Source organism: Streptococcus sp. LMAG:39, from assembly GCF_008680485.1.
GTDB classification, from domain to species: Bacteria; Bacillota; Bacilli; order Lactobacillales; family Streptococcaceae; genus Streptococcus; species Streptococcus pasteurianus.
In genome coordinates this window covers 1,724,832-1,746,043 of record NZ_NALE01000001.1, presented here as the reverse complement: position 1 = coordinate 1,746,043, position 21,212 = coordinate 1,724,832, and the positions used below count along the sequence as shown (strand labels likewise).

The window sequence follows — 21,212 nt, the reverse complement described above, 5'->3', positions numbered from 1 at the left end:
GTCAGTCCTCCTCATAATGCTCCACGACAGAATCTAAAACCTGACTGATATGCTTATCAGCCAAAGCATAAATCTGATTTTTTCCTTCACGTCGTACAGATACAATTTTCAGATTTTTCAACAAGGTCAATTGGTGTGAAATAGCTGATGGGCTCATTTGCAAAATAGCTGCCAGCTCACTAGATTTTAACTCACCTTGGCTTAAGCACCAAATGATTTGTAAACGTGTCCCATTTCCCAAAGCCTTGAAAAAATCTGAAACATTTTCCAATAGCTCTCCCTCAAGCAACTGTTGTGTTTGGCTATCTTCTATCATCTAAAATTACTCCAATATCAATTTATAAAACACTTGAACAATTGCTCAATTGTTTTATGATTAAAATATAGCACTTTTACCACTTTTTTTCAAGGAAATACTGGATTTTTTCAAAAATAAGAAATTTGTGCTACAATTTTTGTATATACAATTTTTTGGGAGGTAGTAATGAAAGCTTTTGCACTTACAGATAGCTCACAACGAGCAATTTCTGATTTAGCAATAATAGATATTCCAAAACCTAAGATTTCAGCGAACGACGTTCTCGTCAAAGTGACCGCTGTCGGACTTAACCCTGTTGATTTCAAAGTTATCGAAAACGGCGTCGATACTTGGACATTTCCACATATCGTTGGTATGGATGTTGTCGGAGAAATCGTTGAGCTTGGTGAGCATGTCACTCAATTTCAAATCGGTGACCGTGTGGCTGGGCATGGCAATTTAACCAAACAAGGTTGCCTAGCTGAATTTGCCAGCGTCCCTGCTTACCAATTAACCAAAATTCCTGACAGCATTTCTCATACTGACGCTGCTGCACTACTCTGTAATGGATTGACCGCTTATCAGGCACTATTTCGTAAAGTAACACTCGCTAACAAGAAAACAATTCTCATTCATGCAGGAAGTGGCGGTGTTGGGAGCATTGCCATTCAATTAGCCAAAATGGTTGGCTTGACAGTTTATACCACAGCTTCAACTGCTAAGTTTGATTTTGTCAAATCGCTCGGTGCAGATGTCGTAATTGATTACAAGACAGAAAATGTTAGTAGGCGAATTGCCGAGCTCACTGACGGACTTGGCGTTGACATGATTATCAATACCATTGGTAAAGACGAATCAACCGAAGATTTGAAGCGACTAGCCTATAACGGCAGTCTGATTGCAATTGTCTCACCACCACGCATTGACAATCCAAGTGACTTATTTAGCCGAGCCTTAAGTATTGACGTCTTAAATCTTGGCGGCGCTCATTTATCACACAATCCTCAGCAAGCCCAAGACCTTGCAACAATGACCGAAGAACTCTTTGCACTTGTTCAAGAGCAAAAAGTAAAAGCCCTTGTTAACCAAACATTCCCATTTGAAGAAACAAAAGAGGCTTTACAACTGATAAAAGACCAAAAAATTACAGGAAAACTGGTCGTTGATATGATTTTAAATCACAAACGTTCGGAAACAACTTGCTTTATTTCTAACTAAATAGTAAAATAAAGATGGCTTAGAATTGTCTTTCTAGCCACTAACACTATTCTTGGAGGATTTTATGGTTTCTACAGTAACAAAAATTGGTGCTTTCGATTTTGACAACTGTTTCATGAATGCCGCTGGCGTTTATTGCATGACTCGTGAAGAATTGGCAGAAATTGATGCCTCTGCAGCTGGTTCTTTCGTTACAAAGACAGGAACATTGACAGCACGCACTGGTAATCCTGAACCACGTTACGCAGACACTAGCCTTGGTTCAATTAACTCAATGGGCTTACCAAATAACGGTTTTCAATATTATCTTGACTACGTTACAGAGCTCCAAAATACGCCAAATAGCAAACATCATTTCTTATCACTTGTTGGCATGTCAGAAGAAGAAACACATACCATTCTTAAAGTCGTCCAAGATTCTGACTACCAAGGATTGGTGGAATTAAACCTTTCTTGTCCAAACGTTCCAGGTAAACCTCAAATCGCCTATGATTTTGAAACAACGGAAACACTCTTAAGAGATATTTTTACCTATTTCACTAAGCCACTTGGTGTGAAATTGCCACCTTACTTCGACATCGCTCATTTTGACCGAGCAGCTGCGATTTTCAATCAATTTCCACTCACTTTTGTGAATTGTATCAATTCTATCGGAAATGGTTTGATTATCGAAGACGAAACCGTGCTTATCAAACCTAAAAATGGCTTTGGCGGTATTGGTGGCGACTATGTCAAACCTACGGCGCTTGCTAATGTCCACGCTTTTTACCAACGCCTTAACCCATCTATCCAAATCATCGGAACAGGCGGTGTCAAAACAGGGCGTGATGCTTTCGAACACATCTTGTGTGGCGCTAGCATGGTTCAACTAGGGACAATTTTACACCAAGAAGGTCCAGCAGTCTTTGAGCGTATTACGAATGAACTAAAAGCCATTATGGAAGAAAAAGGCTATGAAAACCTTGAAGATTTCCGTGGCAAATTAAAATATATTGATTAAATATCACAAAAGCATCTGAGACAATATCCCAGATGCTTTCTTCTTTCTATTATTTTTCACCTCAGAAAGATATAAGTTTTGATATAAGTTATTTCCTATTTAGTCATTACGCATTAAATTCAAAATTGGTTTTTTGACAAGAAATAATATCACACCAATACCAATACAGATTAAACCTAGAATACCGAAGAATGCTACTTCGGTTTCTTTATTGAAAGATGGTGTAATCAAGGCGTTTACTGCTTGTGATGTTGAGTCTGATAAGAACCAAAGAGCAACCATTTGTGATTGGAAAGCAAGCGGTGCAAGGCGAGTTGAAACAGATAGACCTACTGGAGAAATCAACAATTCACCAGACATTTGAACTGCAAACATCACTACCAACCACATGAAGCTCACGCGACCATGGGTACCATATAGGATACCCGGCACAGCCATAATAAGGTATGAAATCCCAGTCAACAATAGACCCAATCCAAATTTTGAAACTGCAGATGGTTGACGGTCCCCCATTTTGTTCCAAAGCCATACAAACGCAGGTGTCAATATCACGATAAATAACGGATTAAGCAATTGATACCAAGAAGGGTCAATATGAATAGTGACACCAAAAATAGTTGGATTTAGATTTGAACGTGTTTCACCCCAAACTGCAATAACTGTTGAGCTTTGTTCTTCGACTAGCCAAAAAACAATCGAAGATAGGAACAATGGAAGATAGGCTAATAATTGTTTACGTTCAGTACTTGATACTTTATTTGATGTAAACATTGTCGCAAAGTAAATAAATGGAATAACAATACCTGCCCATGAAAGAACATTAATAACATTATTAACAAAGTTTGCTGGATTTAAACGATAAACGAAGAATCCAGCAGCAAGGATAATGACTAAAGCAACACCCAACTTCACTAATAAGCCTCGTTTTTCTTCTTGACTTAATGGGTTAGACGGTTTATTTCCCAATTCTGGGAATTGTTTCATACGTCCAAACCAATAAACAAACAGAGCAACAATCATTCCGATTGCAGCAAGTGAGAAACCTAGGTGATAATTGATACTCTCACCAACTGTCCCTACTACAATAGGAGCAAGCAATGAACCAATGTTAATTCCAACGACAAATATGTTAAATCCCGTATCACGACGTGGGTCATCTGCTGCATACAAGTGACCTACCATGTTTGAAATATTGGATTTTAACATCCCTGTTCCCAGAATAATCAAAAAAAGCGAAATAAAAAGTGAGGTTAAACCAAACGGAGTAGCTAGGACAATATGTCCTAGAGTGATAAGAATACCACCGATAAAAATTGTTTGAGAAGCTCCGAGAATACGGTCTGCAAACCATCCACCGATAATTCCTGAAAGATATACAAGTGCCCCGTAAATACTAACGATAGCCATTGCTTGGGTTTTAGGAAGTCCTAAACCTGCATTAGGCGCGGTAACAGATGCATACAAATAATAAATCAAAATGGCACGCATGCCATAGTACGAGAATCTTTCCCAAAGTTCTGTTTGGAATAATGTAAACAAAGCTTTAGGTTGTCCAAAAAATATTTTTTCTATTTTTTTATCCATACGCTCTATTATATAAGGAATTTTAGACTTTATCAAGTTAGTTTTTCTGACATCATTTATCACTAATTTCCTAAAAAGCTCATAATATCAAGCATCCTATATTCTAAATTCTCACCCAAAAATTTTGTTATGTTTTTAATAATCAAAAAATAGCTATTAAATCATGTTAGCTTTTAACTTTTTCATCAGCAATGTCTAACATTCAATGTATTTTGTATTACGAAAGAAAAACTCTTCTCTAACATTCCTATTATATTCTTGAATTTTAATTTTCGGATACTCATGATAAAAACTCCCATAAAATTAACCTAACATCTTAATTATGAACGAGTAAAAAAGTGCCCAATGGACACCACTCACTTTTCTATTTCTAGACAAGTAAAAAAACCATCCAACGGACAACTACCAGAATGTAGGCAAAACCTACTTTTAATAAAGTAAGTTATAAAGAATTATTGTCTTTGTTCAATCTTAGGATTATTTGCGAGCAAAGCGAGCAGCAAAACGATACTTACCGCCGTGGTGAAAGTGACTGCAACATCAATAAAACCAGCCACCCGTAAGTTTTGAGGGAGTGGTACAGAATCCCAATATTCATAGTTCGTTGTACCACCCCCGCACAGTTGACTAGGTTGGTCGCAATTTTGCGAAGCAAAATGAGAACTGCCAGTCAACCACTGCGACTCTTAGGAATTCCTTGGATTCCTTCAACAGTCCACTGGACTGTCGAACCTGCCGACGGCACCACCTAAGGAAAGTATCAAAAAAAAGACTTTCTTATCACCAATTGTCCCAGAAGTCATCATCTTCCTTTTGTTGAGTTTCTTCTGTCTTCTCTGTCTTTCCTTGTTCAATAACCTTGCCGTTTTCATCTACTTTAGGTTTTATCACAAAGCTATAAGCGATAAACATGATAACTTTCAAAATTGAAAAAACACCTAAAAAAATGACAACGATTAAAAGGGATTTATTCATAGCACACTCTCTTCTGATTTTTCTCTGTTGATTTTGATAGCTAATAAACTAACTTTCATAGCTTAATTATACCACAAACCATCCAACAAGTTTCTAAAGCTATTTGTTCCCAGAATATCCATAACACAATAAAAAGCCCATCAATCAGGCTACGAAGCGTAATATGATGAACTTTTAAATGTAAATTATTTTACAGCATCTTTAAAGTTTTCTACTATTATATAGATATAAAATAGATTTAAACCGTATGTCATAAGGATATATAAGTTTTAAACATTAGTAAAATTAATTGATAAAACTACATAAGTTTCAAACTTATGTCCCAAATTTGTCCTAAAAGGAAAATAAAATATTTGGAACAAAAAACTATTTTCTGTTATAACCACAATTTGCTGATAAGTCCGTTTTAACGGCAATAAAAAAGGACTAGCTTGTGCTAGGGTTAGTTATGCCACGTTATACTTTTTACAGCAGTCTGTCTTGAGCCTTTGTAAATATTATTACGACTTTCATGTAATGTGGTCGGTATGAAATTATTAAATTTATCTCTTCTTAAACCTAAAACAACAATACGTTTTTGTTCATTCTTATAAAATACAACACTCAAGTTCATTGTATTTCTTTTTAAATCTTTTTCAAGTAAACAAATTTTGATTTTATCTTGATAAAAAATTTCGTAAAAGAACTCATAATTTCTAATTCTTGGAATAATATCTTTAAACTCTGGACGTTTTGAAAATTTATTTAAATCAAAAGAACCTCTTCGAATCGCTTCAATCCAAGTTGTGGCTGTATATCTTGTGTGTAACTTATGGATTCCTAAAAGATGAAATAAATTAGTTGCATTAAAGACAACTGTAAATTCTGGAAGTTTCTTATATCCAGTCTCCACAGTGCATTTCTTATGACAAAAATTTAGTTCATAATCATTAAGAATCTCTTTTAGCTCCACATCAATAAAACTTTCTACAAAATAAAAAAAGCACGGCTGGATAATCCTCCAGCGGGGTTAACGATTAGAGAGGAACGGCTTCTCTAACTCCTCATTGTGCTTCTTAGGCTTATCGCCGAGGAACAGTTTTTAAGCTCTGCCAAGCCACATAATGTGCTTCAATTATGTGTTCGTATCACTACGAATTTAATAACACTACCGATTAACGGCTAGACGGCAAAGAACAGCACGATTGCTTCTTCGCAACTATATTATGCCATAGTTTTAAACTTATTGCAACTTATAAATACTTATTTTTGTTTCTAAAAACGCAAATTTTCTTTGCAAAAACGAAACTTTTTAGTATTTTTACGTTTTTTACTTATATTTATACTGTAAAAAAATACAAAAAATCCCCTAGCCATTAAGACCAGGGGGGTTAAAGTGTTTGCTATTTAATTATATTATTTTTTGTCATCTTTAATCGTAACTTCTACTTTTTGCGGAATATCTTTAGATTTAGCAATCTCTGCTGTAATGGCATCCACAGTCGCTTTTGATTGCTCTTTAGTCGTTTTGATAGCTTCTTTAATCTCCGCAGATGTTGAATCTGGATTCAGCGCTCTAAAGAAACGTACATACCAAGGAGCTTGATTAGTCCATGTATAAGATGGAATATCATGCCCGTTGTTGTCTTTGTAAATCTGTTGAATGATTTTCATTTCATCAACATGCGCTAGTGCGCGCACTTGGTTTGTGTGTCCGTTGTAAAAGTAAAGTGTACCTTCGTTCCAAGCAGGGTCACCTTTGATATTGAATAAAAAGTCCATAGTTTCTTCTCCTTTGATTGTAATTGTACTTTGTGTTGTTTCGTTATCATCTAGTAACACGACGTTCTTATCTAAACCACCTGAAATCCCAGTTGATGTAAACTGCCACCAGCGAATCCCATCCATACTTGGAAATATTGACCAAATAGGGTCGGGTGTCACATTGTAGTTAGGGTAAGCTGCAATCCAAAGCGAATCTGGATATTTAGCTAAAATCTGATGATAATCAATGTTGTTAAGTGTATATGGTTTGTAACTATAATAAATAGGTTTATAACCCGCACTAGCGCATCTATCCATAAAAGCTAGTACCGCATTAGTGTTGGCTTGTTTTGATGTACTTGCATCATCTTCGTAGTCGCAGACAAGGTAAGTTGGCTTAGTTGGTAAGTTAGCCAAAAAATAGTTCGCTTCTGCTACCGCTTGACTGACGTTACCGCCAAAACGCGCAAAGTGATAATAGCCGATTGGTTCACTCGTTTGTGCCTGTGTGAGGCGATTAGGTGAAAGATAGCCAGTTCCCTCGCTCACTTTAATAATCGTCTTGCGTGTACCAGCCGCTTGACAAATAGCTGTTAAATCAGCTGACTGATAAGACGACACGTCGATAAAATAATCGTTTTTCTTCATTGCGATACCTCGTTATTTTCGTGGTTCGGCATAGTCCATTGCTTGTCCACTATCACTAACTCCTGCCGTTGTCGGGTCATTGACGACCCCTAATAATACTAGCAGAGTCAAGAACGTGTTAACAACATCTGCAATGTTATCTGGCAGTTTCAAACCCAATTGCTGCGCTAACAAAATCACCGTACTAGCAATAGCTAACAATGTAGCTTTGTTCTTAAATCGTAATTTCCAATTAATCATGATAGCTCCTCCAATTTATTATCAATTTTTTCGACTTTCTCACTCAAGTTGGTAATTTCGGTGGTTAGTCGGATAAGTGCTTCATTCTGTTTGTCGTGATTGTCTAATCGCTTTTTAATTTCGATTAACTCTTTATCATGTTGTTTATCTTTTTCTTCAAGAATCGTCGTGCGACGTTCACTGTTTGTCATACGGCTCTGAAAAAAAGTAAAGAGCGTCAATACTGAGACTGACGCACTTAAAAACATGCTAATAATTTCAGGTTTCCACATAATAAACAACCTCATTTCTAAGGTTGTTCAGAAGTTTCTTTAGTTAAATCAGCTAAAATTGCATCTTCAATTTCATAGCGCTTATCTCTAAATTCTGCTTCCAGTTTACGCAACTCTGTTCGATTTTTTGCGTATAAGTCAGAATCATAAATATATTCATTAATCGTTGAAACACCATTTTCATTAATATCAACGACATACTGTTTAACAAGAGTTTCTTCGATTTTTAAATTACCTAATAAGTGTGTTGTTTTAATCGTTTCAAGTGCCATAATGTTATTCTCCTTTTTCTACTTCTTCTGGTGCAGTCGCTTCTTCTAATTGTTGTTGAAGCTCTGCATTTTGTTGTTGCAATTGTTCGACTTGTGCTTGTAGAGTTGCTTTATCAAGTGATAATTGTGCAATTTCTAAAGCTAGCTTTGATTGAATGTGTTGATTAAAGTTATTATTCATAAAATTTAAACTCCTGAAATTTGAGATATAGCGCTTCTGATAGCGTTTATTGCATTAGATGAAGTTCCTCCATTAATAATATGCTGGAAACAGTTCCTTAAAATTTGAATACAGCTTCTAACATAGTATCCAGAACCATCACCATTATCTAACCGGACATCTCCTGTAATGATATCTGCATTACGATAGCTTATCCCATATGGTCTCAACACAACATGAGAAGGGTATGTAGAAGTTGGAGGATATGTTTCCATTTTCCAACCACTAGCTGATACATTAGATGCAGAATCATTGTTATAGGTATGAGTAAAATAAATATTATCTGAAATAATACGTAGACTATCAGCTTTTTCGTGAACATTCGAGGTAATACCATTAATGGTTTCAATTACAATCCCTGAAAACCCACCTTGGTCCCATTTGCCATCATCGAGCGTTGTTTCACGACGGTCACCACCTAAAATAACTCGCGATAAGATTCGGCTAGTTCCACTAACTGTGATACTAGTGTTTGAAAATTTAAGTCCCATTGTACTAGCGTTTGCTTGAACACGAAAAATACCAGTGTTGTTGTTATTGTAAAAAAGCTTACCAGTATCAAGTTCAAAATTAGTTGCGTTAGATAGTGATTGTAATTTACCACCTTTGATAACATTAGCTGTAATACCGCTTGTTACAATCTTGTCAGAATTAATACTATTTGCTGCTATTTTATCTGTCGTAATCGCTCCCGCAGCAATATTCGCTGCACTAATCCCACCAGTCTTAATCTGGCTACTGGTAATCGTACCACTAGCAATCTGACTAGCTGTAATACTACCTGCTTTAATTTTGGCAGCATCTAATGTACCAGCTGTTATACGGTCACCATTGATACTATTGGCTGACATAGCACTTGTAGTTACTGCTCCTGCTTTAATGGCATTTGCTGTAATGGCACCGGTGGAAATCACGTCAGCAGTAATGATTTTACCGTTCAAATGTGCCGTAGTAATCGATTTGCTGGCTATCTTATCGCTAGTAATCGCACCACTAACAATCATGTTTCCTTTTACATTAATCTTGTCAGAAAACAGATTAATAGCGTTTTGGTTAACAGCAAAATAAGAACCAATCGCATTAGCAACATCAGTCGTTGACTTGCCAGCCTTCATAACGATTCCATCTGTATTAATAGTCAAGCTAGCACTCTTAACCGTTGATTTATCCAACGCAGATACGCTCGCTTTGATTGAGTCTGTTGTCTGCTTGATTTCTGACTGTGCAGTGGCTAACTTACTGTCATAGTCTTCGGGAGCAGGTGTCCAGTCTGTGGGTATCTTGCCTTTTTCGAGCTTAACACCGTAAAGCCACACTTCGGATTTAGCAGTAGAAACTTGACGGCACGGCAACACGTTTTTGAGTCCGTTTGCGGTGGGTAGCGTCTTCCAAGTTATCCAATATCGTTCCCAATTCGATTTCAGCGTATGAGTAATAAATCCATCAGCTGCTGTAGTAGTTTTACCATCACTATTAATACCGTATGCTACACAGCTTGGGAAGAAATGACTGTATATAGTTCCACTACCTTTTACCCAAAACGATAAAGTGTATTCAGTATCAGGGAGAACAGTTAAAGCGTTGTCAAAACGAACATCATAGTTATTCGAAGCTGTATCTGTACCGGTAGACGTACCATGATATACGTTGAACTTATCGATAATGTCCGTAATTGTCGCAACCTTAGTATTCCAAGCCCAACCCGAAGAAAAGTTAGCAGTACCTCTAACTAAATTCCGCCCGCCAACGCTTGTAGGTATTTTTTCCTCCACACTCGTAATCTTACTGCTCAACTCGTTAGCTTTAGCTATGATATTGTTTTCAGCAGTTGTTACACGACCGCTTAACGTATTGAAGTCAGTCTGTGAAACTTTGGCACTCAGACCAGTAGTTAGTGAGTTAATCGAGTTAGTGTGTGATGTAATCGTACTGCCTTGCGACGTTACTTGCGTGCTAAGCTGTTTAAGACCGTTGGCTGTTTGAGTTAGTGTTGTATTTAGTTTAGTGATGTCAGATTGTGTGTCTTCAACTGCTGGCGTATAGCTTAAAGGAATCTTTCCTTCATTTAACATCATGTCATAGATATAAATTTCATCACCAGTCTTCAGGTACCAGAAATATGGTTTAAAATAGCTATTTGATGTAGCTTTAAATGTACACCAAACCTTTGTCCACGTATTTGCTTTTATAGTATTTGTACTGTAAACGGGCGTCGTGTGTTGGTGTGCAATATCGTTGCCAACTTGATCGCCATTGCCATTGCAAACTTGGATATGACCTAAACTCTCAAAACTGTAACTCTTATCTTTGTTAGTTAAAACCCAGAAACTAAACGTGTAAGATCTGTCTTTGATTAAATTGTAGTATTGAGCGTTACCGTTGAAAACCACCCCAGAATTGTTGGTAGCTGACACTACGATTTTATATGTCTGATGTCCATCCTTTGTGACAATGCTAATTGTTGAGTTAGACGTTCCAAAAAGTTTTAAGTTATCAGCATTTACCGCAGTGTTTCGCAATAAGTTAGATGACCCTATTTCCGTCGGTATCTTACCCTCAACCGCAGACACCGCACTTGTAATCTGACCAGGTACTGCTTCAACTTTTGTCTGCAAACTGCTAATGTTGCCATTCGCTGTTTGTAGATTGCTTTGCAAGTTAGCTACTGCCTTATCATTGCTAGCTTGATAGTTAGCAAGATTTGTTTTAGTCGTGTTTGCAGTTGTTGTAGTCGCTGTTAAGTCAGCTTTAACACCATTCAACCCAGTTTCTAAAGTAGCTGTTTTTTGACTGGTACTGTCCGCAGTCGTCTTAACTTGTGATAGCGTTGTTTTAGTGCTTGTTAAGTCGTCTTCGACTACTTTTGTTCGTGCAGTAACACTTGTAATATTTTTAGTATTACTATCTACCGTCTTACTTAATTCGCTGACAGTCGTCTTAGTACCGTTTGCAGTTTCTTCAACTGTTGAGACACGTTTAGTTAGTTCAGACTGTGCGCTAGCCTGTGCAGTCAACTGACTAGCTTGTGTTTGTAAGTCTTGCTTAGCTTTAGACAAGTCGTTAGCAACTGTGGTGAGTTGTTGTTTGGCTTCACTCGCTGACGTCTTAGCGTCATTTGCAGTTGACGTTGTGGCAGTTAAATCAGTTTTGACTTTGGCTAAGTCAGATTTTAAACTGTTGACAGCTGTATTCGCTTGTTCTGCGACTTCTGCTGTTGCCTGGTTGATTTCATCAGCGTATGCTTTAGCGTTAGTTTCTGCTTGTGTTTTAGCTGTGTCAATCTGTGTTTCAAGTTCTGCTTTTGACGTGGCGAGTTCGTTTCTAACACTGTTTTGATATTCAAGTGATTGTTGCAACATCTCATTGCTGACTTTTTTGAATTCTTCATCAGCATATTTTAATTGTTGTTGCACCTCGGCTTGGATTTGTGTTGATTTCTGATCAATTTTTTTAGTAACAAAACTTCCGTAAGTGTATTGTGCATCACTTCCAGCTACACTATCAGCACTAATCGTACTTGTTAAACCACCACTAAAGCTAAATGATTGATAAAGCACTGGTACCTTAAGGGTTTCATCTTTGTTTGTTTTAATCGTTACCCATTGACCAACGTCTAGTTTTAAATGACCTTGATAACTCAAATCATATGGATAATAAACAATGTCTTTCAACGCATAATAAAGCAAGTTTAATGTGTCTTGTGTTGCTAATGGATTTTCAATTTCAAGTGACCTACCAGTTTGCAAGCCGACCGTTAGTTTTTCGTTATTAGTTACCTCGCAAGTGATACCAGCGATTTGATACTCTACTTCGCTTTTTTCAAGACCGTGTAAAAAATAATTATCAGCAGTAATCGTAATACCGGATTCAGTCAATCCTCTTACTTCCAATTCGCCATTACGATTAAAGAAACAAGAAAAGCCAAGCAACTGACTTACTTGACCGAGAACATCTCTAAACGTAAGTTTATCACCTGTAGGTTGGGAAACGTGTTGTTGAATGGCTGTCATTCCAAAATTATCACTAGCAAGTGTAACACCAGTCTTAGTGGCGATTTCTAAAATAACATCACGGATTTGTGCTGGGTATTTTAAATCAGTTTTAAAACTTTCATTGAGCTTAAACATTTCGTCCATAAGTTCAATTTCAGTAGTGTTGGCATTTCGGTCAATCTTAATATCGTCAATGTAATATTTCCCCATTTTGACCCATTCAACTTTACTGCCAACTAACAGACCAATTTCTGGATAGACAACATCTAGCTTTTTGAATGATTCGACAATGCTAGTAAACAGTATTGAAGCCGTACCAGCATATGTCCCGCCAGGTGTAAAGTCGTCACCAGTAATATAGCCATACTTGAAATTAGCACTCTTGATATTTTCTGATGTGAAATCACCTACTCTAATAGCCAAAGCACGGTCATTTGATAGCATTGCTTCGTTAAAAGTTACCATAAATTACCTTTCTATTAGATTGAATTTTAAACCACTCCACGGCTTAAATTTGTTAGTAAATGAATAAGCTGGCGCCGTTCTATCACCAACATAAAATGTCCGTGTTGATTGTCCAGAAATAGGGTCTGGGTAGCTCACAGTAAAAAATACAGCTGATACTGCATTAAGTATCACACTGCATTCTGATTGCGTTAACATTCCCCACTCAATTTCAAGTTTACGTTTAGTGGTTATTCTGTCTCTGACCATATCGCCGTTTGCGTTTCGACCAGTTTCACCGTCAACGTCTTGTACACCAACTTGAAAACTTTTAGGTGACACTACTGAAACGCCATTTATAATTAAATTACTCATTGAACCTCCTAAATCTTAAGCAGTATTTGACCTGCTCGTTGTTGTTCTTTGTTGATTTCCTTAATAGCAATTCTTCCAAATTCACTACCACCGATTTGGATAATGATGTCACCGTCACCTGAAAAGCCTGACTGTTGATTACCAGACCCCAGAGCGTTAACAACTGCTGTGCTGACAACACGCCCCATAGTTTGAAGGAAACCAGTATTTTCAAGTGGTACGACCGCTTCTTTACCTGCTTCACCAATCATGGCAAGTGTTGGACTATCAACAATACCACCACGAGCAAGTTTAGGAATATAAACTCGACCGATGCGCCCAAGATGTACGCCTGGTAATTTATTAATGACACCGATAACACCATTAATCATTCCTATAAATGTATTCACAACATTTTCAACTGTATAAAAAGCGGAATTCATTGCCGAACGGAATGCACCAGAAACAGCCGAACCAATAGCAGTCCCAATATTAGTAAATGAACTTCTGATAGTGTTATAAATGCCTCTAAAGAAATTAGCAACACCACTAAAAGCAGAAGTTACATTCGACCAAGCCCCCCTAAAGGTGTTTCCAAACCATGAACCAATACTAGAAAAAGCATTAGTGACATCACTATAGCGTGACCTAAACCAATTCCCAATGCCAGAGAAAACATTTTGAACGTTAGAATATGCAGTATTAAAGTTTTGACTAAACCAATTGCCGACATTTGAAAATGCTTTAGTAATATCGTTATATCTATCGGTAAACCAATTACCAATAGATTGGAAAATATTAGTTAAGCCAATCCAGGCTTCTTGAAATCTTTGAGTAAACCATTGTCCAGTACTAGAGAAAGCTTTTACAATATCATTCCAACGGTCACTAAACCATTGACCGATTGGACTAAATATCTTAACAATACCGTCCCAGCCTGCTTGTACAATGGCAACAATGGTATCCCAAGCCGCTTTGAAAAGTCCAATAAGAGCATTCCACAACATCATGACAAGAGATTCTAGAACGGTAGAGAAACCAGAGAAGATTTGCTTGATACCGTCCCATGCCAATGACCAATCACCAGTAAAGACACCTTTAAGAAAGTCGTTGATGCCTTGAAGAATATCAATAACTCCACCAATAATATCAGCAATCTTACCCCAAACATCAAAGAAGACGTCTGCTAAATATTGAATAGCAGGTGCTAATATTGGAACTATCCACTCTGCTAGCCAATTAAAGAATGGTTGTAATACATTTTCCCAAATAACTTTTAAATCGTCTATGATGTCTCCGAAATAATCTAACGCTTTTTCAATCATCGGTTGAATGTGGTTAGACATTAAGTCAGAGAAACCTTGCCCGATATTATCAAGCACTGGTTGGATATAAGTATTCCAACTATCTAGGAACGTTCCTACGATTTCTGACCAACCACTTGCCAAAGAATCAACAAACGGTTTGATATGTTCGTCATAGGTCGCATTGATAGCAGACATAGTATTTTTAACTAAATTTTTTAGCGAAGCAAAAGCTGGTTCAGCCGCCGAAAGTAATCCTGTTAAATTACGAGTAATTTTGTTTTGATTTTCAGTCAAGATAGTATCAACAGCACCAAACATATCACGCAAAGACTTAGTGTATAACTCTGCTATTCCCATTCCTGCATAGGTGAACGCCGAAATAATATGACTACCTATATCAGTAGCTGGTGTGCTTGTAATAGTGTCATAGAATATTTGCCCAAGCGCTTGTGCAATATTTCCAATATGTGCTACTAGGTCGCCAGATATTTCGAATTGCCTAATTAGCCAACTTTTTATGTCAAATTTGGTTTCATTGAGCGATTTATTAAGGCTTTCAGCGATAAATACCGCAATTCCCATGATGACATTGGCTATAGCTCCTGTTGTTTGCCCTAAAGCATAAGCTAATTTTTCACCAAATTTCGCAGCGGCTGCTAATACCGTTCCATCTTCAAAAATATCTTTTAATGACTGCCAAATACCTTTTAGAGCTTCCTTGAAACGTTCAAGACTGTCAGCCCTAAACGAAACATTAAAGCCGTCTTTAAACAAATCTTTTAGTTTTGAAAGATAGTCTAATAGAGGTTTTAATGTTTTGTCCCAACCATCAAAAATACTCTTAAAATTGTTGTCTAAATCTTCAAGCTCAACTTCTGGTAAAATATCACTTCCACCGTTAGCACCAGAATCGCCTTTTCCTGAACCATTAGAAGGTGAACTTGAATTAGGGCTAGATGAATCAGAATCATTTGAACCAAGACTATTAATTTCATCAAAACTAGCCAGACCAAGTAGCTCTTTAACAGCTTTCTTAGCACTATCTGCCGTATCATCTAAGCTATCAGCGATACCACTTGATGCGTCATCTGCGTCACCTAAGCTGTCCGCAACATCATCTACAGCGCCTGCTGCATCATTAGCATTATTAGTTAGACCGCCAAAATTTTTAGACAAAGAATCCAACGCACTATTCTTAACCTTTGCCTTTTTATTAAACATCAAGCTAACAAATTCAGCTAGTTTAGCTGTAGCGTTCTTTAATGCCATTGCTAGTGAGTTTAAAATTGGCATAACAGCATTAAGAATTGGCAACAAAGCACTACCAATGTTTAATGCTGTATCTTTTAAAAGTGACTTGAATAAGCTAACACGACTATTTACGGAATTGGAAAGTGTATTACCATATTTCGCCGTTGCTTGTTCTAAAATAGCCATTAATCGAATTTGTTGTTGTGTGTTGTAGTCCAACTGTTGCCAAGATTGCCCATTTGCAAAACGTTTAAACGCATTTGTGGATTCAATCATGGATACATTGACGTTGATTCCTAAATCTTCAATAGCTTCAGTATTACCAAGTAACCCAGAGCGAATACGCTCCATAACATCCGTAATACTTCGTCCAGTACCCTCCGCAATAACGGCTGATGTTTGTAACATTTTACCTGTATAGGCGCTTAGTTTACCAGAATCCTTAATAAAACCACTAAATAAATTGGAATAAACGGATGCATATTGTGTCGCATCTGAAATGGACATATTCATTGCATTAGCGTTGTTTTCAATCCATTTTAAGAATGTTTGTGAGCTCTCGCCCATTTGACGCTTAATTTGGTTCACAGAAGCCGTTACTTTCAACGCCATTTGTGTCGAATACATACCGACATCAACCATTTTTTTGCCAATGTATGCAAAAGCAGTTATCTTAGCGAGTTTACTAAAAGCATTTTTAATACCAGATGTACTACTTTGAACCTTGTTATTTGAGCTCTTTACCTTACTTTCAACTTCTTGCATCTTTTGTTTAAATGGTGCAATTTTAGCGTCAATAACAACTTGAAGTTCCTCAAGAGTCATGCTCATGTGCGTCCTCCTTTCTAAAATGATTATTAAACTGTGTTGCAAACGCACGCATGCGTTCTTTGTGCATTAATAAATCACGTTGCCTACGTTCTTCTTCGACTTGTTCACGCTCTTTATCAAATAAATCTGGTGCATATTCCCAAACCTCTAATGGTTTAGAATCAGAAGACAGTAAACAAGAAACATGATTAGCAATCATTTGTGATAATTGATAGTTATTTATAATCTGTTCTTTTCGTTTTTGTGTATAGACACGATTATAGCTATCAATTAAATCAACGATTTCAGCAACCGTGTACTCCCAAAAGTCAAAAGGACTGCCCTTGATGTCCAAAAACATAGGATACAGTCCATTGATATAATCTTTAGCAGAAATAATTTCGACAGATGTTGTCACTTCACTGTGGTTAGCGTCGCTTGTTCGTCCGTCGTTTCTTTCTGTTTTGGCATAAAACCCGAATTTTCAAAAAGTGGGATAATAACGTCCATTAATAAAGAAGTTTGGTCACCACCTGCATCAACGTAATCGTCGTGCATGTCGTAAACATCATCTAGTGTGACACCATGCTCAAATTTTTGCAAAGCGCCGTGAATAACCACCAACATCACTTTAAGTGGTGGCAAAGGAAAATCTTCATCTTGGCGTGGCATGAATACCTTGAGAAGATTGACTCCCAATTTTTCTTCAACTGCAACTGCTTGACGTGTTGTCAAACGTAATTTGTGTTCAACTTCGCCGATTTTCCAAGTTGTGTATGGTAATGACATTTAATTATCCTCCGATTGGGTCTGTAAATTCAAGTGCTGATTGCAACGCAATGCTTGCTGTAAATTCAATAACACCATTGACAGCACCGCTACCGATTTTAACTGAAACTTGACCAGAAAATAGAACTTTAGTACCGTCTGGGTATTTATGTTCAAAGTTGGTAATTGTTCCTGCTTCTTGTAATTTACGCAAGACACGGTACGAATCAGTTTCTTTAGTATTTGAAAAAGCAAATTTGTATTCCAATTCGCCTGCATCACCAATACCAAGTTCGTATTGTTTAACTGAGTCTGCCAATGTAGTGTTATCTACTTTTTCTGGATCAACCCCAATTTCAGGGACTTCTTTCAGTCCTGTCAAATTCGTAAAACTAGTTTTACCAGAAGTTGAGTAACCTAGTGTAATTCCATTTGCTAACATAAATTATCCTTCCATTCTTTGTTGATAAACAAGTTCAGAGTTAAGGTCAACAATACCTTCAAAACGCATTAACTTGTGACGTAAATTGCTAGGGTCTGGCACATCTTGGCAAGTCGTACGTTTAAGTCCCAAACTTGCAAAGATAGAGTTGATAGACGTAGCCATATCACTTGTTGTATCGTTGTTAAAGATATCGACCTTATATCTGACATATGTTTTTTGTTCTTGGTTATCGTATTGTTCATAAGGCTTATTTTCCTCTTCTAAATAGATAACCACTGGGAAATGTTCCCAATCATCTGGATAAGTGTCTGTGACATTATCCGTGAGCTTCTCAAGCTCTTTATAAATAAGCGGTTTAATATTAATCATTTGACAATTTCCTTTATCCTTTTGTTAACGTAAGTGCAAATATACTGTGAAACACGTTTCTCGTTATTTTTCAATGCAGGGTATAGATAAGGCTGTGCCGGCTGACCATACATCTTATAAAATTCACCTACTTTTTGGAAGTGGTATGGTCCTACATCAATTTGACTTTCATGAACATACCACGGCGTCGAACGATAAGAGACACTGATTTCTGGTGAAATACCTGAATGGTTAGCTTGTCCAACTGGTCCTGTTCCAAGTTCAACGTATATACCATATTCTTTCGTAACGTAAACAACTGCTATCGCTTCACCAACGCTTTTAGCTTCGGCTTTTACTTGTATGCCTTCGTTACGCAATTCACCCGAATTTACGGGGGCTCCTAGCTTAGCTTCACCTTGTACCATTTTCCCACCACCGTTGACAGCCGTCAAAACAATATCTGTAGCCGCTCTGCTGTCAGATAGCCTGTGTAACTTTGCAATCAATTTATCAGCATTAACGATTTCTGACATCTTCTAACTCCAACACCTTGTGATTGCTGTAGGTTTTTATTGAAATGACTTTATGTGTCACGTTATCACTATCAATACATAGCCCGTCAAGCTCATTAATCGTTGTATCACGTTCAACCAAAGCATTTAAAATATAGCTTAATCGTTGTCCGTATACTTCTGCTTGTACATTGCCTGACGCTGGCCATATTTCTACATAAATCGTAACACCTTCATCACTATAGCCAGTCCTTTTTAGACCCTCGTTAGTTTTAACCGTCTGATGTTTCTTTAGTAGATACGGTTTCAGTCTGTTCTTTTTCAAACGCATATCCGCCCACCTTTGCTAATCGGTATTGATTAATACTAGCTTTTAATGTCTCTGAAACACCGTCTTTATAGCTGACCGATACACCACCTTCACTACGTGATGATTCACCTTCGCTACCTTGTTTGTTGTACAATTCCAGAGCCAATTCAAGCTGTAAACCTTCCAAAACTGGAATTAGTTTTGTTCGGTTCGTCATTGTCAAAATAATATTTTTAGCCCGCAAAAGTAAAGGCGAAAGTAATTTTGAATCACTCTCGCCAGTTAACGTTTGTAAAGTTTCAAGATTGTCCATGAAACCTCCTTACTTGTTACTTAGAAGATTTCTTATCTTCCTTAACAACTTCCACGACTGTATCAGTTTTGACGCCCTGCGCTTCAAGGTTTTTAGATAGTTCTTTGAAACGTTTCTCAGTCACTTCAATAACTGCTCCTTTGGGACGCAAAACTTTTGCTTGCCAGTCGTGGAAATCTTGCAACACTTTTAATTTAACCATTTAGCGCCTCCAAAAGTTCCTGTTTTGTCAAAGTGCTATAACCCTCAACACCACGTTGCTTAGCTAATCCTTTTAGCTCTTTAACGTTCAAATCTGACAAGATATCAGTTTCTTCAACTTTCGCAGTTTTTTTAGGCAAGTAATGGCGTCTTAGTAGCATTCCCATAAAAATACTCCTTATTCTGTCCCGCCAAATTTGACAACTTTTGATTGGTCATATAGATAAACACCATAGTGTTCATCACCAGTAATGACAGTTGTCTTCTTGATAATGTCGCGGTCTGTTTCAATAGCAACGTTACGTTTCAAGTTGATAACGAATGCACCGTATTTAGCTTCGTCATCTGGATCTGTTTGTTTAGCAGATACTTGCACAAGGAAACCTTTGCCTTGTTCTACTTTCTTAGAACGGACAATTTGAACGCCACCAGCTTCACCAAACGTACCAGACACAACCATTTCTGCGCCAAGTTCTGAACCTTTAACCCATTCTTTGCCAATATTCGCTTTTAGTGAAATGGCATCTTTTGGATTGATGACAGCGACATAACGTACATCTTCTTCATCTTCAAAAATTTGAAGTGCTTTGTCAATTGTTTCAAGTGTTGTTGGTGCTTCAGCAACGTGTTGTGTAGCTGTTTTAGCAAGTTCCACAATGTCATTATCAATTTTGTTAGCAATAGCCAAGCCGAGTTGATAAGTTGCTTGTCCGATAGGGTCACCAAGTCCAGATAAAACAGCTTCGTCGGTAATTTCATACCCTTTACCAGCTTTTTTGATAGTCATTGTTGTCTTTTTAGTTGTCAATTGGTCAAGTGGAATAGCTTCCCCTTCGGCAACATCTGTAGCATCACCTGCATACTCGAAAGCTGGAACCGTTAGAACGCTTCCTGGTTGCCCTTCAAGTGCTGTTTCGACATAAGCAAGCGGTGTAAATTTCAATAGTTTTGGAAGTTTAGCAGAAACCATATCTGCCATAACTTCTGGATTAATCATGTTTGCTAATTTAGTAGTTCCTGTTGGCATAGTTTAATTATCCTTTCAGTTTGTTATATAGTTCAGGATTACGTTCGAACAGCTCATTACGGCTCTTATAACCCATTTTGTCAAACTGTTCTTTGGTAATTTCAGCTGGTGCACCTGGTGCTTTTTTAATTGTTTTGCCACCCTTAATACGTTCTGAAACACCTTTTTGAACAGCTTCCTCCCAACTCTTTTGTAGTTGGTCAATTGATTCATGTACACTATCTGCATCAGTCAAATTGACGTTGTTAACTAATTCAATTGGTAAGCCACGTTCGCTTAGAATAGATTTAGCTTCTGCTGTCAATTCACGTTTATTGATTTCTGCTTCACGGTCAGCCAATTCTTGCTCACGTTTTTTAAGTTGATATGCTTGTTTATCGTCAGCGTTCATCTTAGCTAACTTTTTAGCTTCAGATTCTTTAGCTTCTTGGTCAGCTCTCCATTTTGCAAATTTCTTGTCGATAATGGCATCAACATCTGCGTCTGTGTACTTTTTCTCGTCTTGTGATTCTGATTGTTCAGACCCTGCAGCAGTCTTATCAGTTTCTACCACTTCAACGTTATCGTTTTTTTCTGCCATAATTGGCACCTCCTATGTTTTAAGTCGTCCCCGACTATTAAATCCATAGCTTTTAACGTCTTCCATGCCTGGACAAA

At 37.4% G+C, this 21,212-nt stretch carries 23 protein-coding genes and 1 pseudogene; 2 read left to right on the top strand and 22 right to left on the bottom strand.

All coding sequences use genetic code 11. The annotated features are described in order from the left end of the window. Position 1: 1 nt before the first annotated feature. Entirely contained in the window at positions 2-316 is a 315-nt protein-coding gene (locus CCC20_RS09060; RefSeq protein ID WP_003063779.1) for an ArsR/SmtB family transcription factor, read from the bottom strand. Between the two features lie 168 nt (positions 317-484). On the opposite strand from CCC20_RS09060, the gene CCC20_RS09055 reads away from it, so the two are divergent. Further along, complete coding sequence (locus CCC20_RS09055; RefSeq protein ID WP_058692789.1) at positions 485-1,516, top strand: zinc-binding dehydrogenase; 1,032 nt, start codon at positions 485-487, stop codon at positions 1,514-1,516. A 64-nt stretch (positions 1,517-1,580) separates the two neighbouring features. Beyond that, entirely contained in the window at positions 1,581-2,516 is a 936-nt protein-coding gene (locus CCC20_RS09050) for a dihydroorotate oxidase (RefSeq protein ID WP_058692788.1), read from the top strand. A 99-nt stretch (positions 2,517-2,615) separates the two neighbouring features. On the opposite strand, the gene CCC20_RS09045 is transcribed toward CCC20_RS09050, so the two are convergent. The 21 genes and pseudogenes from CCC20_RS09045 to CCC20_RS08945 all read right to left on the bottom strand — a co-directional run bounded on the left by CCC20_RS09045 (position 2,616) and on the right by CCC20_RS08945 (position 21,135). Continuing rightward, complete coding sequence (locus CCC20_RS09045; protein ID WP_287180061.1) at positions 2,616-4,100, bottom strand: peptide MFS transporter; 1,485 nt, start codon at positions 4,098-4,100, stop codon at positions 2,616-2,618. Between the two features lie 780 nt (positions 4,101-4,880). Further along, positions 4,881-5,075 carry a hypothetical protein gene (locus CCC20_RS09040; protein ID WP_003063769.1) on the bottom strand — a complete coding sequence of 65 codons (195 nt, stop codon included), beginning with the start codon at positions 5,073-5,075 and terminating at the stop codon, positions 4,881-4,883. A 442-nt stretch (positions 5,076-5,517) separates the two neighbouring features. Continuing rightward, the gene (locus CCC20_RS09035; RefSeq protein WP_117567188.1) at positions 5,518-6,027 is read right to left on the bottom strand and encodes a PBECR4 domain-containing protein; all 510 of its coding nucleotides are present in this window, start codon (positions 6,025-6,027) and stop codon (positions 5,518-5,520) included. A gap of 845 nt (positions 6,028-6,872) precedes the next feature. Beyond that, positions 6,873-7,466, bottom strand: a pseudogene (locus CCC20_RS09030) (GH25 family lysozyme); the annotation flags it as partial. Positions 7,467-7,478: 12 nt separating this feature from the next. Next, positions 7,479-7,706, bottom strand: a complete 228-nt coding sequence (locus CCC20_RS09025) for a phage holin (RefSeq protein ID WP_117575622.1) — start codon at positions 7,704-7,706, stop codon at positions 7,479-7,481. Continuing rightward, on the bottom strand, positions 7,703-7,978 hold the full coding sequence (locus tag CCC20_RS09020) for a DUF7365 family protein (protein ID WP_117567196.1): 276 nt from the start codon (positions 7,976-7,978) through the stop codon (positions 7,703-7,705). Before CCC20_RS09020 ends, CCC20_RS09025 begins: the two co-directional genes overlap by 4 nt. A 17-nt stretch (positions 7,979-7,995) precedes the next feature. Beyond that, positions 7,996-8,250: a hypothetical protein gene (locus tag CCC20_RS09015; protein ID WP_270627719.1), complete on the bottom strand. Its 255-nt coding sequence runs from the start codon at positions 8,248-8,250 to the stop codon at positions 7,996-7,998. A gap of 4 nt (positions 8,251-8,254) precedes the next feature. Beyond that, a complete protein-coding gene (locus tag CCC20_RS09010) occupies positions 8,255-8,431 on the bottom strand; it encodes a hypothetical protein (RefSeq protein ID WP_180947046.1) in 177 nt (58 codons plus the stop codon). Between the two features lie 5 nt (positions 8,432-8,436). Continuing rightward, entirely contained in the window at positions 8,437-12,927 is a 4,491-nt protein-coding gene (locus tag CCC20_RS09005; RefSeq protein WP_287180054.1) for a phage head spike fiber domain-containing protein, read from the bottom strand. Between the two features lie 3 nt (positions 12,928-12,930). Continuing rightward, positions 12,931-13,281: a DUF6711 family protein gene (locus CCC20_RS09000; protein WP_058692258.1), complete on the bottom strand. Its 351-nt coding sequence runs from the start codon at positions 13,279-13,281 to the stop codon at positions 12,931-12,933. An 8-nt stretch (positions 13,282-13,289) separates the two neighbouring features. Further along, positions 13,290-16,649, bottom strand: coding sequence for a phage tail protein (locus tag CCC20_RS08995; RefSeq protein WP_058692257.1), 3,360 nt, complete (start codon positions 16,647-16,649; stop codon positions 13,290-13,292). Next, positions 16,633-17,046 (bottom strand): hypothetical protein, encoded by a 414-nt coding sequence (locus tag CCC20_RS08990; protein WP_238374689.1) that lies wholly within the window; start codon positions 17,044-17,046, stop codon positions 16,633-16,635. The genes CCC20_RS08995 and CCC20_RS08990 overlap by 17 nt, the downstream gene beginning before the upstream one ends. Further along, positions 17,043-17,417 (bottom strand): DUF6096 family protein, encoded by a 375-nt coding sequence (locus tag CCC20_RS08985; RefSeq protein WP_058692256.1) that lies wholly within the window; start codon positions 17,415-17,417, stop codon positions 17,043-17,045. The genes CCC20_RS08990 and CCC20_RS08985 overlap by 4 nt, the downstream gene beginning before the upstream one ends. A gap of 4 nt (positions 17,418-17,421) precedes the next feature. Beyond that, a complete protein-coding gene (locus tag CCC20_RS08980; RefSeq protein WP_058692255.1) occupies positions 17,422-17,838 on the bottom strand; it encodes a phage tail tube protein in 417 nt (138 codons plus the stop codon). Between the two features lie 3 nt (positions 17,839-17,841). Then, positions 17,842-18,210 carry a hypothetical protein gene (locus CCC20_RS08975; RefSeq protein ID WP_058692254.1) on the bottom strand — a complete coding sequence of 123 codons (369 nt, stop codon included), beginning with the start codon at positions 18,208-18,210 and terminating at the stop codon, positions 17,842-17,844. Beyond that, the gene (locus CCC20_RS08970) at positions 18,207-18,725 is read right to left on the bottom strand and encodes an HK97-gp10 family putative phage morphogenesis protein (protein WP_287180052.1); all 519 of its coding nucleotides are present in this window, start codon (positions 18,723-18,725) and stop codon (positions 18,207-18,209) included. Before CCC20_RS08970 ends, CCC20_RS08975 begins: the two co-directional genes overlap by 4 nt. Positions 18,726-18,976: 251 nt before the next feature. Continuing rightward, positions 18,977-19,327 carry a phage head-tail connector protein gene (locus CCC20_RS08965; protein WP_058692251.1) on the bottom strand — a complete coding sequence of 117 codons (351 nt, stop codon included), beginning with the start codon at positions 19,325-19,327 and terminating at the stop codon, positions 18,977-18,979. Positions 19,328-19,343: 16 nt separating this feature from the next. Then, positions 19,344-19,529: a hypothetical protein gene (locus CCC20_RS08960; RefSeq protein WP_058692250.1), complete on the bottom strand. Its 186-nt coding sequence runs from the start codon at positions 19,527-19,529 to the stop codon at positions 19,344-19,346. Next, the gene (locus tag CCC20_RS08955) at positions 19,522-19,695 is read right to left on the bottom strand and encodes a Rho termination factor N-terminal domain-containing protein (RefSeq protein ID WP_081048582.1); all 174 of its coding nucleotides are present in this window, start codon (positions 19,693-19,695) and stop codon (positions 19,522-19,524) included. The genes CCC20_RS08960 and CCC20_RS08955 overlap by 8 nt, the downstream gene beginning before the upstream one ends. Positions 19,696-19,706: 11 nt before the next feature. After that, the gene (locus CCC20_RS08950) at positions 19,707-20,555 is read right to left on the bottom strand and encodes a N4-gp56 family major capsid protein (RefSeq protein WP_058692249.1); all 849 of its coding nucleotides are present in this window, start codon (positions 20,553-20,555) and stop codon (positions 19,707-19,709) included. Between the two features lie 7 nt (positions 20,556-20,562). After that, the gene (locus CCC20_RS08945; protein ID WP_058692248.1) at positions 20,563-21,135 is read right to left on the bottom strand and encodes a DUF4355 domain-containing protein; all 573 of its coding nucleotides are present in this window, start codon (positions 21,133-21,135) and stop codon (positions 20,563-20,565) included. Positions 21,136-21,212 lie beyond the last annotated feature (77 nt).

Excerpts from the sequence above, each read along its gene's own strand:
- CCC20_RS08960 (WP_058692250.1), bottom strand. The coding sequence starts at position 19,529 with ATGGTTAAATTAAAAGTGTTGCAAGATTTCCACGACTGGCAAGCAAAA.
- CCC20_RS08980 (WP_058692255.1), bottom strand. The coding sequence starts at position 17,838 with ATGTTAGCAAATGGAATTACACTAGGTTACTCAACTTCTGGTAAAACT.
- CCC20_RS09000 (WP_058692258.1), bottom strand. The coding sequence starts at position 13,281 with ATGAGTAATTTAATTATAAATGGCGTTTCAGTAGTGTCACCTAAAAGT.
- CCC20_RS09040 (WP_003063769.1), bottom strand. The coding sequence starts at position 5,075 with ATGAATAAATCCCTTTTAATCGTTGTCATTTTTTTAGGTGTTTTTTCA.
- CCC20_RS08965 (WP_058692251.1), bottom strand. The coding sequence starts at position 19,327 with ATGGACAATCTTGAAACTTTACAAACGTTAACTGGCGAGAGTGATTCA.
- CCC20_RS09005 (WP_287180054.1), bottom strand. The coding sequence starts at position 12,927 with ATGGTAACTTTTAACGAAGCAATGCTATCAAATGACCGTGCTTTGGCT.
- CCC20_RS08970 (WP_287180052.1), bottom strand. The coding sequence starts at position 18,725 with ATGTCAGAAATCGTTAATGCTGATAAATTGATTGCAAAGTTACACAGG.
- CCC20_RS09045 (WP_287180061.1), bottom strand. The coding sequence starts at position 4,100 with ATGGATAAAAAAATAGAAAAAATATTTTTTGGACAACCTAAAGCTTTG.
- CCC20_RS09055 (WP_058692789.1), top strand. The coding sequence starts at position 485 with ATGAAAGCTTTTGCACTTACAGATAGCTCACAACGAGCAATTTCTGAT.
- CCC20_RS09010 (WP_180947046.1), bottom strand. The coding sequence starts at position 8,431 with ATGAATAATAACTTTAATCAACACATTCAATCAAAGCTAGCTTTAGAA.
- CCC20_RS08955 (WP_081048582.1), bottom strand. The coding sequence starts at position 19,695 with ATGGGAATGCTACTAAGACGCCATTACTTGCCTAAAAAAACTGCGAAA.
- CCC20_RS09060 (WP_003063779.1), bottom strand. The coding sequence starts at position 316 with ATGATAGAAGATAGCCAAACACAACAGTTGCTTGAGGGAGAGCTATTG.
- CCC20_RS09025 (WP_117575622.1), bottom strand. The coding sequence starts at position 7,706 with ATGATTAATTGGAAATTACGATTTAAGAACAAAGCTACATTGTTAGCT.
- CCC20_RS08945 (WP_058692248.1), bottom strand. The coding sequence starts at position 21,135 with ATGGCAGAAAAAAACGATAACGTTGAAGTGGTAGAAACTGATAAGACT.
- CCC20_RS09050 (WP_058692788.1), top strand. The coding sequence starts at position 1,581 with ATGGTTTCTACAGTAACAAAAATTGGTGCTTTCGATTTTGACAACTGT.
- CCC20_RS09015 (WP_270627719.1), bottom strand. The coding sequence starts at position 8,250 with ATGGCACTTGAAACGATTAAAACAACACACTTATTAGGTAATTTAAAA.
- CCC20_RS08950 (WP_058692249.1), bottom strand. The coding sequence starts at position 20,555 with ATGCCAACAGGAACTACTAAATTAGCAAACATGATTAATCCAGAAGTT.
- CCC20_RS08975 (WP_058692254.1), bottom strand. The coding sequence starts at position 18,210 with ATGATTAATATTAAACCGCTTATTTATAAAGAGCTTGAGAAGCTCACG.
- CCC20_RS08995 (WP_058692257.1), bottom strand. The coding sequence starts at position 16,649 with ATGAGCATGACTCTTGAGGAACTTCAAGTTGTTATTGACGCTAAAATT.
- CCC20_RS08985 (WP_058692256.1), bottom strand. The coding sequence starts at position 17,417 with ATGTCATTACCATACACAACTTGGAAAATCGGCGAAGTTGAACACAAA.
- CCC20_RS09020 (WP_117567196.1), bottom strand. The coding sequence starts at position 7,978 with ATGTGGAAACCTGAAATTATTAGCATGTTTTTAAGTGCGTCAGTCTCA.